Raw genomic sequence first — 14,933 nt, 5'->3', positions numbered from 1 at the left:
CATGCAAGAACTTGGACGCCTCGAAGACCTGCCCGCCGAGTACGTGGACGCCCTGCGCGCTCAAAACCTCGTGCCCCTGTGGCCCAGCCTGCGCGCCGTGTTGCCGCCGGGCCAACCCCGCCCCAACACCCGGCCCATTTGTTGGCCTTACGCGGCCCTGCGTCCGCTCTTGATGCGCGCCGGCGAACTCACGCCGATGGAAAAAGCCGAGCGCCGCGTGCTGGTGCTGGCCAACCCCGGCCACGGTCTGGACAACATGAAAGCCAGCGCCGCCATGTACCTGGGCATGCAACTGCTGCTGCCCGGCGAGTGGGCGCCCAGCCACCGCCACACGCCCAACGCGGTGCGCATGGTGGTCGAAGGGGAGGGCGCATGGACGACGGTCGATGGCGAAAAATGCCCCATGAGTCGGGGCGACCTCATCCTCACCCCCACTGGCCTGTGGCACGAGCACGGCCACGACGGCACCGAACCCGTGGTCTGGCTCGATGTGCTGGATTTGCCGCTGGTCTACTACATGGAAACCAGCTACGCCATCGAAGGCCAGCGCCAAACACAACGCCCGGGGCGCGGCGATCAAGCCTACGCACGCGGCGGCTTGGTGCCCACGCCGGTGTTTGGGCGCAGCGGCAATGCGTATCCGATGCTGCGTTATCCGTGGGCGGAGGCCCGCGCCGCGCTCGCTGCCCTGGCCGCCGATCAGCCGGCGTTGGAGGCGGTGCAAATCACCTACGTCAACCCCGAAACGGGCGCCGATGCGGAAAACATCCTCGGTTTCCACGCCCTGATGTTGCGCCCCGGGCAGACGCTGCGGCTGCCGGCACGCTCACCCGCCCAAGTGTTTCACTTGATCGAAGGGGCGGTGGCCGTGGAGATCGAGGCCCACACCTTCACACTCCAAGCCGCCGACACCTGCTGCGCCCCCGGCTACACCGCCGTCACCCTGCACAACACCCTGGCCGATGCGCCGAGTTGTGTGTTCATCGCCGATGAAAGCCCGCTGCACCGCAAGCTGGGCGTGTACGAAGTAAGGAACTGACATGTCTTATTTGTGGAACCCTCCCGCCATCCCTTCGCTGCCGGTGCGCGGTTTGGGTGAGCGCCTGCCTGTGCATCGCATTTTTTGCGTGGGCCGTAACTACCACGCCCATGCGGTGGAAATGGGCAAACCGGTGGACAAAAGCGTGGAACGCCCGTTTTACTTCACCAAATCCCCCAGCAGCTTGGTGGAAAGTGGCGCCACGGTGGCCTATCCGCCCGAGACGCGCAATTACCACTACGAGATGGAATTGGTGCTGGTCATCGGCCAGCCGGGTTTTCGGGTGCCTGCTGAACGGGCGCACGAACTGATCTACGGCTACGCCTGCGGCCTGGACATGACCCGCCGTGACCTGCAACTGGTGGCCCGCGACAAGGGTCGCCCCTGGGATTTGGGCAAGGACATCGAACAAGGCTCGGTGTGTTCCGAGGTCGTGCCGCTGCCGGGTGAAGTGATCGAGTCCGGCGAGATTGCGTTGAGCGTCAACGGGCAAACCAAGCAGTGTTCGGACGTGGGCAAACTCATCTGGAACATCCGCGAAATCATCGCCGACCTGAGTTTGTTCTATCACCTGCAACCCGGCGACCTGATTTACACCGGCACGCCCGAAGGCGTGGGCCCGGTGGTCAGCGGGGATGTGATTCGAGGCCACGTCGCCGGCGTGGGCGAGGTGACGTTGAGCATCGGTGCCGCCGAATGAAACTGCACAACTTCTTTCGCAGCGGCACCTCCCACCGCTTGCGCATCGCCCTGAACCTCAAGGGGCTGGACGTTGACTACGTGGCGGTGGATTTGCGCCGAGAGGCGCATCTGCAACCCGCATTCAAAGCGCTGAATCCCCAAGGGCTGGTGCCGGCCCTGGAATTGGACGCGGGCGAGGTGCTGATTCAGTCCCCCGCCATCATCGAGTGGCTGGAAGAGCGTTACCCCGAACCCGCACTGTTGCCCGCCGACCCACTGGCGCGGGCACGGGTGCGGGCGTTGGCCGCCATCGTGGGGTGCGACATCCACCCGATCAACAACCGGCGCATCCTCGAAACCCTGCGCCACCAGTGGGGCGGTGACGAGGCGCGCATTCAAGCGTGGTGCGCCACCTGGATCGGCGCCGGGTTCGATGCCATCGAAGCCCTGTTGGCCGCCGACACCGCCCGCGACCCGGGCGTGTGCTTCGGCACCAGGCCCACCCTGGCGGATGTTTACTTGATTCCCCAGGTGGAAAGCGCCCGGCGTTTCGGGGTGGACGTGGCGCGTTGGCCATTGATCGCCGCCATCGATGCAGCGTGCAGCCAGCGGCCAGCGTTTGCCCAAGCCGCCCCGGCCCAGCAACCCGACGCGGTGGGATGAGGCCCAGCGTCGGGGGTCACTTCTTGTCTTGTTCGTTCTTTTTGGCTTCGCGCTTGTCTTCCCGACGCTGTTCGCGGGCTTCGCGTTTGTCCTCGCGGCGCTGCTCACGGGCTTCTTGTTTTTGCTCGCGGCGCTGCTCGCGCACCTCCTGACGCTGTTCCCGCCGTTCCTCACGGGCCTCGCGCTTGTCTTCCCGACGCTGCTCGCGGGCCTGCTGCTCCTCCAAACGCTCCCGCCCGTGGCGCTCCGGTTGTGCGGCGGGGGGGTATCGGTGTTGGGCGCTGGGGTGGCGGGCACCACGATCACGCTGGGGCTGGGCTGCGGGGCACGGCGCGGGTGACGGTGATCCTGGGTGTCATACGACGGGCCGGGAGCAACCACGCAACCGCTCAACACGGCGGCACAGCAAACGGACAACGCGGTCCAACGGGCAATTTTCAACACGGCAAACTCCTTGTCAGCAGCCTGGGGCAACGATGCCCCGCAAAGAAACTTAACACTGCCGCCTGACTCAACGTCCCAACGCCTGCGGCGCTGACGCCGCAGGGGGTTGTGAAAAATTGACAAAGTAGCGTCCTTCGCGGGTCTGGTACACCGGCGTGCCCAAAGGCTCGGACAAACGATGCAGCCGCAACGCCACCGCCAACCCCGCCCGCCCCCGCAGCACCTGCGGCTGAAAACCGACACGGGCGTGCAACACGTCGATCGGCACCAGTTCGGCCCAGCGCACGGGCCCGTCCAGGTAGAGCCGCACCAACACGCTGACATCGGCGATGGCGCTGCGGCTGGCAAACGCAAAATTGCCGAGGCTGTACACAATCAACCCGTGGCGGTAACGCTCGATGCCCCGCAGCACATGCGGATGGTGCCCAAGGATGACATCCGCCCCTGCGTCCACCAACTGATGCGCCCATTCGCGCTGGAACGCCTGCACCTCGGATTGCGCCTCCGCCCCCCAGTGCAGTGACACGATGACCACATCGGCCAAACGCCGGGCCAAACGCACATCTTCGACCATGCGGTCGGGGCGGGCCGGCGCCACGCCGGCACGCTGCGGCGTAGCAAAAAAGTCAGCAGGCAGCACCGAGGAATACCCCAAGAACGCCACGCGCCGCCCAGCAGGCCGGCCCGGGGTGGCGATGTTGAAGATCATCGGCTTGCGTGCTGCGGCCAGGTCACCGCCCGCACCAAACCAGCTCACCCCGGCGCGGCGCAGGTTCAGCAGGGTTTCGGCCAAAGCGCGTTCCCCAAAATCCATGGTGTGGTTGTTGGCCAGGTTCACCAGGTGAAATTCCGCTGCCCGCAGCGCCCCAGCCACCGCAGGTTCGGCCCGAAAGCGAAACCGTTTGTCCACAAACTCCACCCCGCCTTCGGCAATCGGGGACTCTAAGTTCGCCACATTCAGGTGCCCCAACGCCAACTCAGCGGCCACACCGTCGAACACACGGCGGTAACCGAGCTTGCGCAATTGCGGGGTCCAGGGGCCGGCCAGCATGACGTCCCCGACCGCTTGGATGATGATCGGGTCGGCCCGCGTCGGCCATGGCCAGGCCATCAACCACAACACCCCCACCCAGCGCCACACGCTGTTCCACCCTCGACATCCCCGACGCATTGTTTGTCCTTTCTCGGCAGGTTTTGCAACGCCCGCGATTCTCCGAGGGCGCGGCACGTACACTGCCGGCCATGCAAATTCGAGGTTGGCATCGCTGGCTGGGGGCGCTCCTGATGGGATGCGTGCTCGCACAAGCCCTGTGGGGGCTGTGGCAGCGCTGTGCGTGGCCTGCTGAACCGCCCCCCGCCCATGCGATGGCGTCACTGGCCGAAGACCCCCCTTGCCACCCCACCCCCAACGCCAGCCCCGAAGCTCATCCGTGTGCAGACTGCGTCGCCTGTCTGCATTGGCCCGCCGGCCCACCTGCGGAACTGGCTTGGCAAGAGCCTTCTGCACAGGCACGGCCCATGCCCGCGACCCCCTGGCCTCTGCCGCCCAGCCCGGATTTACCAGGTCTTGAACGCCCCCCTCGACGTTGGGTTTGACGCTGTTTTCCATCGTCTGAACCCCACCGATTCGAGGAATTTTCATGATGAATCTCCCTGCCTGGCTCCGAGGAGCCAGCCGGCGGCGTGCGTGTGCGCCGCGTCTTGTTCATAGGCCGTCATGGGCGGCATTGGCGGTGGCCCTCAGCCTGAGCGGCTGCGCCAGTTGGAGCGAACGCGGTGTGACCGAACCGCTGCACGCCCAACTCTCCCCCCATCTGGCCGATGCGGCCACCACGCTGACGCTGCAACGCGACGAAGACGCCGTCCGTACCGCCACAGCCCAGGCCGACGCGCTGCTGCAAGCCCCCCTGGATGCCGAGGGTGCAGTGCGGGTGGCATTGCTGCTGCATCGCGGCTTGCAGGTGAGGCTGCACGCCCTGGGCGTGAGCGAAGCCGAACGCGTGCAAGCGGTGGGTTGGCCCAATCCCCGCTTGAGCGTGTCGCGCCTGGCCCGTGGCAGCGAGCGCGAAACCGAATGGAGTTTAGGGCTGGAACTGGGCCACTGGCTGTTGCGCCCGTGGATCAGCGACTTGGAGGATCGCCGCCTGGCCGCTGAACGCCAACAAGTGGCGCTGGCGGTGCTCGAACACCTCACCCAAGTGCGCCAGAGTTACTACCAGGCCGTCGCCGCCGAACACACCTTGCGCACCCTGACCCGCTGGCACGATGCCGCCGACACCGGCGCCACCTTGGCGCGACGGCTGGAGCAAGCCGGTAACTTCAGCCCTGTTCAGCGTGCCCGCGAACAGGTGTTGGCAGCGGAAGGCCAGCGACAACGGATCCGCGCCCGGCTGGCCGCCCAAGCCAGCCGCGAGCGGCTGGCCCGCGACCTCGGGCTGGGTGATCGCCCCGAAGCGTTGCGCCTGCCCGAACAACTGCCTGAGTTACCCAAGCAACTGCCTGAGCGTCCGGAACTGGAGCGCCAAGCGCTGGCCGAACGGTTGGATGTGGCCGCCGCACGCCAACAACTCGAACGCCGGGCGCGTGAGTTGGGGGCGGGGCGTTTGCGCGGGTTCGTCAACGGACTGGAGTTGAGCGCCATTCGCAGCACCTCCAACGAGGCACCGACGCAAACCGGCTGGGAAGTCAGTTTCGAGTTGCCATTGTTCGATTGGGGTGGCGCTCGCGCTGCCCGCGCCGAAGTGCTGTACGGCCAGAACATGCACCTGGCAGCACAAATCGCCCAGGAAGCGCGCTCCCAGGTGCGTGAAGCCGAAGCCACTTGGCGCGGCGCCTGGCAAATCGCTCGGCAGTACCAGGACGAACTGTTGCCACTGGCACGAGAGGTTTCACGCCAAAACCTGCTGCGCTACAACGGCATGCTCATCGGCCCCCTGGATTTGCTGGCCGACGCCCGCAACCAGATGACCACGGTCACCGAGTCCATCCAAGCCCAGCGCGATTTTTGGCTGGCCCAAACCGTACTCGACCAAGCTTTGCGTGGCCCCGTCTCCCCGATGTCGCTGAATGCGGCCAACACCAGCCGCAGCGCCGATGCCGGCGCCAATCACTGAGGACAGTCTCCATGGTTTCTCGACGTCAACTGTTTCACGGCGCTGCCGTGGGTGCGGCGGTGGCCGCCACCAGCGTCAGCCGCGTGGCCCTGGCCGCCTTGCCCGAACCGGTGCTGCAAACCAAACCAGATACCCTGCCGCCGCTGTATCCGAGCACGGGCCGGCCTTATCAACCTGTCGTCACGCTCAACGGCTGGACGCTGCCTTGGCGCATGAACCAAGGCGTGAAGGAGTTTCACCTCGTGGCCGAGCCGGTCAAGCGCGAGCTGGCGCCCGGCATGGTGGCCAACCTCTGGGGCTACAACGGCCAGAGCCCCGGCCCGACGTTCGAAGTGGTGGAAGGCGACCGGGTGCGTATCTTCGTCACCAACCGCTTGCCCGAACCCCACGCGGTTCACTGGCACGGCCAACGCCTGCCCAACGGCATGGACGGCGTGGCCGGTTTGACCCAGCCCGCCATCCCCGTGGGCAAAACTTATGTGTACGAGTTCACCGCCCGACGCCCTGGCACGTTCATGTACCACCCCCACGCGGATGAAATGGTGCAAATGGCCATGGGGCTGTATGGCTTGTGGATCACCCACCCGAAGCAGCCCCACCCGCTGATCAGCGAGGTGCAGCGCGACTTCTGCTTCTTGCTGAATGCCTTTGACATCGAACCCGGCAGCGCCACCCCCAAAGTGATGACGATGCTGGACTTCAACCTCTGGGGCTGGAACAGCCGCGTGTTCCCGGGCATCGACAGCCTGAACGTGCGCCTGGGCGATCGGGTGCGCATCCGCGTGGGCAACCTGACAATGACGAATCACCCCATTCACCTGCATGGCCACGAGTTCACGGTCACGGGGACGGACGGCGGGCCGGTTCCGATGGGGGCGCGCTGGCCGGAAGTCACCACCGATGTGGGCGTGGGGCAGATGCGGCAGATCGAGTTCATCGCCGATGAGCCGGGTGACTGGGCGTTCCACTGCCACAAGAGCCACCACACCATGAACGCCATGGGCCACAACGTGCCCACGCTGCTGGGGGCTCAACAGGAGGATGTGGCGCGGCGCATCCAGCAGCACATCCCGGGTTACATGCTCATGGGCGACAAGGGCATGCACGACATGACCGAAATGGAGATGCCCTTGCCCGACAACACCCTGCCCATGATGACGGGCGAAGGCCCCTTCGGCGGGGTGGGCATGGGGGGGATGTTCAGCGTGCTGAAGGTGCGAAAAAACCAACCGCATGGGGACTACCGCGATCCCGGCTGGTACGAAGCCCCAGCAGGCACCCGCGCCTATGAGTGGACGGGCACCGCACCCGCCACTCCACGGGCGGCCACAGCCCCGGCGTCAGCCACGCTGCAAGTGCGCAAGCCAGCGGGGCACAGCGGCCACTGAGCGACCAGCGCTCAGGCGGAATGGCCGGCGAACCAGCGCCGGCGCCAGTTGGCCCACTTCGAGGACGCTGCCGACCCCGTCACGGGGTTGGGCAACTGGCTGTTCAAAAAGGGCAAGGCGGCCTCGTAGCCCACATCTGTGGCGTCGGTTTGGCGGCGTGCGGTGGTGGGGTGGCCGACGGTTGGCACCGGCGGCGGGGTCTTGGCAATGCGCGAAAACAGTTTCATGGGCGGCTCCGGCTGGTTTTTTTGCGTACAAGCTCACTCTAGGGTGACTTGATCGAATTGAGGATAGGCAGGATTGCTGACCATTCAGTGTCAGGGGGCATCCTCTTGTCGCCGGCCCCTCTTGTTCTAGGGGGGTGCCATGCCCATCCCCCTATCATGTGAATCTCGATGGGGAGAACTGTCCGGTGCCACGTTTCTTGCATACCGCCGATTGGCAGATTGGCCGTGCCTTCACTCGTTTTGCGCCTGAGAGCGCCGTTTTGCTGGCGGAGGCTCGCTTGGCTGCCGTTGAGCGCCTCGCCGCACTGGCCCGGGATGAGCAAGTCGATGCCGTGCTGGTGGCGGGAGATGTGTTTGATGCGCAAATCCTGTCCGAGCGCACGCTGCGGCGGTTGTTTCTGGCGCTCCAAGGTTTTGCGGGGCCGTGGGTGCTGCTGCCGGGCAACCATGACGCCGCCCTGGCCCAAGGCGTTTGGCAACAGGCGCAACAGTTGGGCATCGTGCCGGCGCATGTGCATCTGGCGCTGCGGCCTGAGCCCATCGCGTTGCCCAGCGCCGGGTTGGTGGTGCTGCCTGCGCCACTCACCCAGCGTCACACGGTTCACGATCTGACGGCTTGGTTCGACCACACCCCCACGCCTGCGGGTTGGGTGCGTGTGGGATTGGCACATGGGTGCGTGTCGGGGTTTCTACCAGAGAGCATCGACGCGCCCAACCCGATCGCTGCCGACCGCGCCCAGCGCGCCAACTTGGCTTATTTGGCGCTGGGCGACTGGCACGGTTGCAAGTGCATCAACGAACGCACGTGGTACAGCGGCACCCCGGAGCCCGATCGTTTTCGCGCCAACGAAGCCGGCTGGGCGTTGCGGGTGGATGTGAGCCACCACGCGCCGCCCGAAGTACACCGCCTGCCGGTGGGGCAGCACCGCTGGTGGCAACATCAAGTCACGCTCAACGTGCCGTCCGATCTGGACGCGGTGCTGGCTTGGCTGCATGACCGACAGGCCGATGATGTGATCGATCTGCGCCTGAACGGTCGCTTGGATCTGCAAGGCCGCGCCCGGCTGCAAACCGCCCTGGGTGAGACACAGGCCCGTGTGCGTCACTTGGAAAGCACCCTGGACGGTTTGAGTTTGGCGCCCACGGACGATGAGCTGTCCGCCCTGCACGCCGATGGCTATGTGGGTGAACTGCTGGCCGAACTGCGCGATGCCGCCCTGACGCCCCCAGCGTCACCCGTGCCCGCGCAAGCCCTGGCCCTGCTGACCGAAACCTTGATGCGCCACCACCCTTCGCCCTCCTCCAGCCCTGTGAACACGCCGTGAAATTGCACCTGACCCGGCTGCGGGTCGAACAACTGCGCCGCTTCCGTGGCACGTTCGAACTGCGCGACCTCGACCCTGGCCTGAACCTCATCACCGGCGCGAATGAAAGCGGCAAAAGCACCCTGGCCCGTGCGCTGCGCGCCGCGTTCCTAGAGCGCCACCGCTCCACCACGGTGGACGATTTGCGGCCCTTGGATGAGCCTGCCGCAGCGCCTGAAGTCCAGTTGGATTTCACGCTGAATGGTGCGCCCCATCGCCTCGTCAAACGGTTTCTGAGCCGCAAACGCTGCTTGCTCGATCTGCCCGATGGCCGGCAGCTCGAAGGCGTCGAAGCCGAAGATTGGCTGGCCCAGCAGTTTGGTTTTCAGTTTGCGCTGCGCGGTGGCAGTCGGCCAGAGCATTGGGGCATCCCGGGTTTGCTGTGGGTGGAGCAGGGCTGTGGCCACGACCTGGATGGCGCCGCCCCGCACGCGCACAGCCACTTGCACAATGCGCTGCAACAACTGGGGGCCGCCGTGGGGGGCTCGCTGGTGGCCACGGGCGGCGACGCGGTGTTGCACGACCTGCAAGCCCAACGCGCTCAACTGCTGACCAGCACGGGCCGCCCCCGGGGGCCTTTGCTGCAAGCACAGGAGGAAGTGCAGTCCCTGCAAACCCAACTCGATGCGCTGGACGGCCAAATCACCCAACACCGGCAGCAGGTGGACATGTTGGCCGGCCTGCAAGCCCGCGAGACGCTGGACAACGAGCAGCGCCCCTGGGAAAGCTTGGCGCAGCAGCTTCAAACCGCCCGCGCCCGCCATGCGGAGGTCGAACAATGGGCCCATCGCTTGGACACCCTGCGCCAGCAGCAGCAGCACAGCCAGCAGCAGCAGGTGTTTTGGCAGGCGCAACGCCAAGCGCTGACGCAGCAAACCGAAGCGTTGACGCAACGTGAGCAAACGCTGCTGGCCTGCGCCGCCCGTCTGGCGCCGGCCCGTGCCCAGGTGGAGGCCCTGCAAGGTGTTCTGCAACGCGCCACCGCCCAATTGGTGAACGCCCGCGAGGCCGTGCAACGCGCCCGCCACGCCGACAAACGCCGCCAATGGCAACAGCAGTGGCAAGAGGCTTGGCAAACGCGCCAGCAACTGGAAGGCACCCTGGCACGCGCTCAAACCGAGCAGCAGCACTTGGACGCGCTGCGGGCACAACTGCCGCCCCGGCCACTGGATCGCACGCAATTGCAACGCCTGGTGCAACTGGAGCGGGCACAGCAAGACGGTATGTTGCGCCGCCAGGCAGCGGCGGCGCGGCTGCAATTCCAACTGCCTGACGGCCAGCGCTTGCGTTTGGAAACCACCGCCGGCGTGCCGTTGCGGACCGTGCAAGGAGAAGGGGAGCTGCGCCTCGAACAAGCCACCACCGTGCATCTGGCCGAAGGCGGCTGGCTGCGCTTTGAACCAGGCGACACCGATTGGCAAGACTGGGCCCGCCAAGAGCGCCGCGCCCATGACGAACTCGCCGCCGCCCTGCACCAAGCGGGGGTGGACAGCGTGGCCCAGGCGCAAGAACAGCACACCCAGGCCGCTCAGGTGCAACAACGCCTCGAATTGGCCCAACAAGCCCTGGCTTGGATCGCCCCGCAAGGTCTGGACGCCCTGCGGGATGCTGTGGCCCAAGCCAACGCCCGCGAGCAGCAAGCCCATCAGCAACTGGCCCAGTGCCCGGCCCCTGAAGCCGCAGACGAAGCGCCGGAGCTGTCCATGGCCGAAGCGCAGCTTCAGCAGCACCAACAGGCCGAGCAGCGAGCGCAGCAGCAGTTGCAACAAGCGCGTGAACAGCTCATCGGGTGTGAGCGCGACCACGCCAACGCCTTGCAAGAGCGCGACACCGCATGGGCCACACTGACCGACCCCGCCCATGCGCAGCGCCAAACCGAGGTCAACACCCAACTGGACGCCACCGCCCAAGCGTTGCACCGTCTGGCCCAGGACATCACCACCCTGCAAGCCCAGTGGCAAGCCGCCCAGCCCGAACGAGTGCGCCAAGACATCGAACGCCTGGAGCGCAGCTTGGCGCAACTGGAGCACACCCGCCAACAACGCCGCCTGGACATGGCCCGCCTCGAAGCCAGCTTGCAACAAGCCGGGGCCCAAGGGCTGGAGGAGGAGCGGGCGCAAATCGCCGGCACCCTGGCACGCGCCCAACAACGCCAGACGGAATGGCAACATCGGGCCGAAGCGCTGGATTGGCTGTGTCAGCGTTTGCTCAACAAGCGTCAGGCCGCCTTGGTGCGCCTACAGACACCGCTGCAAGCCCGTCTGCGCCACTATCTGAGTGTGTGGATGCCCGAGGCCGATCTGCACTTGGACGAACAACTCACCCCCATCCGCCTGAGCCGCCCCAGCGCCCACGGCGTGGCCCAGCGCGATGACTTCGAGCGCCTGAGTTTTGGCGCCCGCGAACAACTCGCCCTCATCGCCCGCCTGGCCTACGCCGATGTGCTGCGCGACGCAGGTCGGCCCACGCTGCTGCTGCTGGACGACGTGCTGTCCCACAGCGACGCTCAGCGCCTGACACGCATGAAACCCGTGCTCTACGATGCCGCTACCCGCCATCAGGTGCTGCTGTTCAGTTGTCACCCTGAGCTGTGGCAAGACTTGGGTGTGCCCGCCCGGGATCTGGACTGGCTGCCCCTGGCGCCCAGTGCGGTTTCTTGACCTCTTTTTGTCCGCCCCCCGCTGCGTGGTTGCCGCATGCCTGCTTCTTCTTCTTTGATTGCCTCTTTGCCCCCGGGCCCGCTGGACATCGTCGGTGATGTCCATGGCGAAGCCGACGCGCTGGCTGCTTTGCTGCGCCACCTGGGTTATCGCGACAACGGTGTTCACCCCGCTGGGCGCCACTTGGTGTTTGTCGGCGATCTGTGCGACCGGGGCCCCGACTCGCCCGCCGTGGTGCGCTGGGTGCGCGACGTGGTTCAGCAAGGCAAAGCCTGGGCCATTCTTGGCAACCATGAGCTGAACTTGCTCATCGGTGAACACCGCGACGGCAACGACTGGTTCTGGAACGAACAGGCCCCCCACGACCTGTGTTACCACCCCTGGAACACCCTGCCCGGCCAAGGGCCCGATGTGGAGCGCAGTGCGTTTTTGAGTTTTTTCTCGCGTCTGCCGCTGGCTTTGGAGCGCCCCGATTTGCGCGTGGTTCACGCCGCTTGGCACGCCCCGTCGGTGGCGGTGCTGCGGCGCATGCCGGAACACCTGGGCCTGCGCCGCCACTTCGATGCGTTGGAGGTGCTGGCCATGCGCCGGGTGGTCATGGAAGGTTTGGCCGATCGCCATGCGGAAGAACAAGCGCAATGGGGCATGCACATCGACAACCCCCATCACCCCATGCCCCTGCTGCACGCCCATGCGATGGTGGACGAACGCCGACAAATGTCCCACCCCATCCGGGTGTTGACCTCCGGGGTGGAGCGTCGCACCGAGCAGCCCTTTTTCGCCGCTGGCCGCTGGCGTTTTACCCAGCGCCAGCCCTGGTGGCAGCACTATGACGACATCACCCCCGTCGTGGTGGGCCACTACTGGCGCCGACTCCACCCCGAGCGCACAGGCACGCTTTTGGGGCCACGCGAGCGCGACCCGTTCAACGGTTTGTCGCCCTTGGTTTGGATGGGTCGGCGACGCAACGTGTTTTGCGTCGATTTTTCCGCTGGTGCGCGCTACCTCGAACGCCGCCGCCAACTCGCCCCCGAAGCCGCCATCACCGCCTTGGCCGCCTTGCGCTGGCCTGAACGCGAGCTGGTCACTGACCGAGGAGAGCACTGGCCCACCCAGGGCTTTTCTCCTCAACGGCTAACGATTTCACGCCCAATGTCAACTAGAGACAACTCCCAATGCTGAACGGGAGAAAACAGATACCTTGCCGGGGTGTTTCAATCGTTACAAAATGTCATGACTTTTTCTCGCACTTACTCCCGACGAACACTGTTGGGCTGGGGTACCGCCGGGTTGTGTGTGCCCTGGACAGGCCATGCCGCCTCCGAACTCTGGCCAGGGCAACCGGTCACCGTGGTGGTGGGTTTCGCTAAAGGCAGCGTGTCGGAAGTGCTGGCCAGTACGCTGGCTGAACCGATGTCCCGCGTGATCGGTCAGCCCGTCAAGGTCGAGATCGTGGAGGGAAAATCCGGTGCGCTGGCGGCTGCCCGCGTGGCCCAATCGACCGACGGCCACACCCTGGGCATCGTCATGAGTAACACGCTGACCGTGGCCAAGTCCATCGACCCCAGCTTGCCCTACGAACCCTCCAAAGATTTGCGCCCCGTGGCGTTCACCTCCGACGACGCCATGGTGTTGGTGGCCGCCGCCCGGGAACCCAGCACCACATCGGCGGCCGATTTTTTGGCCGCCGCCCGCATCGCTGGGGACAAATGGCGCTACGGCTCCCAGGGCGTGGGCTCGGTCGGCCACTTGGGCATGGAGCTGTTGGGCATGAAAGCCGGTCTCAAAGCGCGACACGTGGCGCTCGGCAGCGGCCCCGAGGTGCTGGAGGCCATCCGCAGCGGCCAGGTTCAGATGGGCATGACCTCGACCACCCTGGCCACGCCCGGCAATGGCCGCATGCAGGGCCTCAAAGCCTTGGCCGTCACGAGTTATGGTCGTGCCGAATTGCTGCCCGACCTCCCATCGCTTCGGGAAAGCGGCGTGGTTGGCTTTGACCATCGCATTTGGTCGGCCATGGTGGCACCGCGCCGCTGGTCCGAGGCGCAAGTCAGTTACATGGTGGCGGTGATGGATCGGGTGCTGCACGACAAACCCTGGGTGACCAAACTGCGCCAGCAAGGCGTCAATGTTCCGCGTGACACCACCCCAGCGCAAGTCAACCGCGAAATCGTGCGGGAAAACCGCTTGCTGGGCGGCATTGTCGAAATCCGCCAACTGGCCAAATGACGCTGACGCGAGCCTGAGCGTGCCCGTCCTGCATTTCAGGCTGTGCCAGCTTGACACAACCCCCCGTCCTCCGGCAAAAAATCCGATACTGTGCGGGATGTGTCTCATTGCAACAACTGGTTCATGAACGATTCACACATCCTCCATCGGCGAACCCTGCTGCGCTGCGCAATGGCTGGCCTGGCCCTGCCCCTGACCGCCCACGCAGCACCTGAAGCCTGGCCCAACCAGCCCATCACCTTGGTGATCGGTTTCGCCAAAGGCAGCGTGTCGGAAGTGCTGGCCAGCACGCTGGCCGAACCCATGTCACGCGTGATGGGTCAAGCTGTCAAAGTGGAGATGGCAGAAGGCAAAGCGGGCACCCAAGCGGCGGTGCGCGTGGCCAAGTCCACGGACAACCACACCCTTGCCATCGTCATGAGTAACACGTTGACGGTGGCCAAATCGGTCGATCCGAGCCTGCCCTACGAACCCTCCCGCGATCTACGACCTGTGGCGTTCACCTCCGAGGATGCCATGGTGTTGGTCGCATCCGCCCGGGAGCCCAGCACCGCTTCGGCCGCCGAGTTTTTGGCCACGGCCCGCATCGCCGGGGACAAATGGCAGTACGGCTCCCAGGGAACAGGCTCGGTGGGGCACTTGGGCATGGAGTTTCTCGGCATCAAGGGGGGGCTCAAGGCTCGCCATGTACCGTTCAACAACGGCCCGCAGATTTTGGATGCCATCCGTGCCGGCCAAGTCCACATGGGCATGGTGCCGGTGACGCTGGCCAAACGCAGCAATGGCCGCATGGGGGGAATCAAGGCGGTGGCCGTCACCAGCTATGGCCGCAACGACTTGTTGCCCGATGTGCCCACCCTGCATGAAGCCGGGGTGATTGGGTTTGACTACCGGGTGTGGTCGGCGATGGTGGTGCCACGCCGCTGGTCGGAGGCCCAAGTCAACTACATGGTGTCGGTGATGGAGCGGGTGCTGCGCGACAAAGAAGTGGACGCCAAACTGCGCCAGCAAGGCGTGGACATTCCCAGCAACATCACCCCGGCCCAGGTGAACCGCGAAATTGTGCGGGAAACGCGCCTGCTCGGCGGCATTGCGTCGATCCGCAACATCGCCAAGTGAGCGGTG

General features: G+C 65.6%; 13 protein-coding genes. 11 read left to right on the top strand and 2 right to left on the bottom strand.

Going from position 1 to position 14,933, the window contains the following annotated elements:
• Position 1 precedes the first annotated feature (1 nt).
• Genes VITFI_RS16820 through VITFI_RS16805 form a run of 4 tightly spaced genes read left to right on the top strand, consistent with a single transcriptional unit; the run spans position 2 to position 2,723 of the window.
• Positions 2–1,039, top strand: coding sequence for a cupin domain-containing protein (locus VITFI_RS16820; RefSeq protein WP_089418442.1), 1,038 nt, complete (start codon positions 2–4; stop codon positions 1,037–1,039).
• Position 1,040: 1 nt separating this feature from the next.
• Entirely contained in the window at positions 1,041–1,739 is a 699-nt protein-coding gene (locus tag VITFI_RS16815; protein WP_089418311.1) for a fumarylacetoacetate hydrolase family protein, read from the top strand.
• On the top strand, positions 1,736–2,383 hold the full coding sequence (gene maiA / locus VITFI_RS16810; protein ID WP_089418310.1) for a maleylacetoacetate isomerase: 648 nt from the start codon (positions 1,736–1,738) through the stop codon (positions 2,381–2,383). Before VITFI_RS16815 ends, maiA begins: the two co-directional genes overlap by 4 nt.
• A gap of 28 nt (positions 2,384–2,411) precedes the next feature.
• Entirely contained in the window at positions 2,412–2,723 is a 312-nt protein-coding gene (locus tag VITFI_RS16805) for a hypothetical protein (RefSeq protein ID WP_089418309.1), read from the top strand.
• A gap of 171 nt (positions 2,724–2,894) precedes the next feature.
• Here the strand turns inward: VITFI_RS16805 and VITFI_RS16800 are convergent, their stop codons facing one another.
• A complete protein-coding gene (locus tag VITFI_RS16800; RefSeq protein WP_232476740.1) occupies positions 2,895–3,968 on the bottom strand; it encodes a CapA family protein in 1,074 nt (357 codons plus the stop codon).
• Between the two features lie 499 nt (positions 3,969–4,467).
• On the opposite strand from VITFI_RS16800, the gene VITFI_RS16795 reads away from it, so the two are divergent.
• Together VITFI_RS16795 and VITFI_RS16790 are read left to right on the top strand one after the other, a co-directional pair.
• Entirely contained in the window at positions 4,468–5,940 is a 1,473-nt protein-coding gene (locus tag VITFI_RS16795) for a TolC family protein (protein ID WP_089418308.1), read from the top strand.
• Between the two features lie 11 nt (positions 5,941–5,951).
• Positions 5,952–7,328 carry a multicopper oxidase family protein gene (locus VITFI_RS16790; RefSeq protein WP_089418307.1) on the top strand — a complete coding sequence of 459 codons (1,377 nt, stop codon included), beginning with the start codon at positions 5,952–5,954 and terminating at the stop codon, positions 7,326–7,328.
• Between the two features lie 11 nt (positions 7,329–7,339).
• Here VITFI_RS16790 and VITFI_RS16785 read toward each other — a convergent pair whose 3' ends face one another.
• The gene (locus VITFI_RS16785) at positions 7,340–7,555 is read right to left on the bottom strand and encodes a hypothetical protein (RefSeq protein ID WP_089418306.1); all 216 of its coding nucleotides are present in this window, start codon (positions 7,553–7,555) and stop codon (positions 7,340–7,342) included.
• A gap of 185 nt (positions 7,556–7,740) precedes the next feature.
• Here VITFI_RS16785 and VITFI_RS16780 point away from each other — a divergent pair, with 185 nt between their 5' ends.
• From VITFI_RS16780 to VITFI_RS16760, 5 genes are all read left to right on the top strand, one after another.
• On the top strand, positions 7,741–8,880 hold the full coding sequence (locus VITFI_RS16780; RefSeq protein WP_089418305.1) for a metallophosphoesterase family protein: 1,140 nt from the start codon (positions 7,741–7,743) through the stop codon (positions 8,878–8,880).
• Entirely contained in the window at positions 8,877–11,579 is a 2,703-nt protein-coding gene (locus VITFI_RS16775; RefSeq protein WP_089418304.1) for an AAA family ATPase, read from the top strand. Before VITFI_RS16780 ends, VITFI_RS16775 begins: the two co-directional genes overlap by 4 nt.
• 36 nt (positions 11,580–11,615) lie before the next feature.
• Positions 11,616–12,761 (top strand): metallophosphoesterase, encoded by a 1,146-nt coding sequence (locus tag VITFI_RS16770; RefSeq protein ID WP_089418303.1) that lies wholly within the window; start codon positions 11,616–11,618, stop codon positions 12,759–12,761.
• Between the two features lie 51 nt (positions 12,762–12,812).
• The gene (locus VITFI_RS16765) at positions 12,813–13,808 is read left to right on the top strand and encodes a Bug family tripartite tricarboxylate transporter substrate binding protein (RefSeq protein WP_089418302.1); all 996 of its coding nucleotides are present in this window, start codon (positions 12,813–12,815) and stop codon (positions 13,806–13,808) included.
• A gap of 123 nt (positions 13,809–13,931) precedes the next feature.
• On the top strand, positions 13,932–14,927 hold the full coding sequence (locus VITFI_RS16760; protein WP_089418301.1) for a Bug family tripartite tricarboxylate transporter substrate binding protein: 996 nt from the start codon (positions 13,932–13,934) through the stop codon (positions 14,925–14,927).
• The last annotated feature ends 6 nt before the right edge of the window (positions 14,928–14,933 follow it).

It is taken from the genome of Vitreoscilla filiformis, assembly GCF_002222655.1.
Lineage (GTDB): Bacteria > Pseudomonadota > Gammaproteobacteria > Burkholderiales > Burkholderiaceae_C > Ideonella > Ideonella filiformis.
The sequence above is the reverse complement of the archived record's forward strand: the minus strand, read 5'-3'. Positions and strand labels throughout refer to the sequence as shown.

Coding starts and splice junctions, on each gene's coding strand:
- VITFI_RS16770 (WP_089418303.1), top strand. CDS start 11,616: ATGCCTGCTTCTTCTTCTTTGATTGCCTCTTTGCCCCCGGGCCCGCTG.
- VITFI_RS16820 (WP_089418442.1), top strand. CDS start 2: ATGCAAGAACTTGGACGCCTCGAAGACCTGCCCGCCGAGTACGTGGAC.
- VITFI_RS16785 (WP_089418306.1), bottom strand. CDS start 7,555: ATGAAACTGTTTTCGCGCATTGCCAAGACCCCGCCGCCGGTGCCAACC.
- VITFI_RS16760 (WP_089418301.1), top strand. CDS start 13,932: ATGAACGATTCACACATCCTCCATCGGCGAACCCTGCTGCGCTGCGCA.
- VITFI_RS16815 (WP_089418311.1), top strand. CDS start 1,041: ATGTCTTATTTGTGGAACCCTCCCGCCATCCCTTCGCTGCCGGTGCGC.
- VITFI_RS16765 (WP_089418302.1), top strand. CDS start 12,813: ATGACTTTTTCTCGCACTTACTCCCGACGAACACTGTTGGGCTGGGGT.
- VITFI_RS16790 (WP_089418307.1), top strand. CDS start 5,952: ATGGTTTCTCGACGTCAACTGTTTCACGGCGCTGCCGTGGGTGCGGCG.
- maiA (WP_089418310.1), top strand. CDS start 1,736: ATGAAACTGCACAACTTCTTTCGCAGCGGCACCTCCCACCGCTTGCGC.
- VITFI_RS16795 (WP_089418308.1), top strand. CDS start 4,468: ATGATGAATCTCCCTGCCTGGCTCCGAGGAGCCAGCCGGCGGCGTGCG.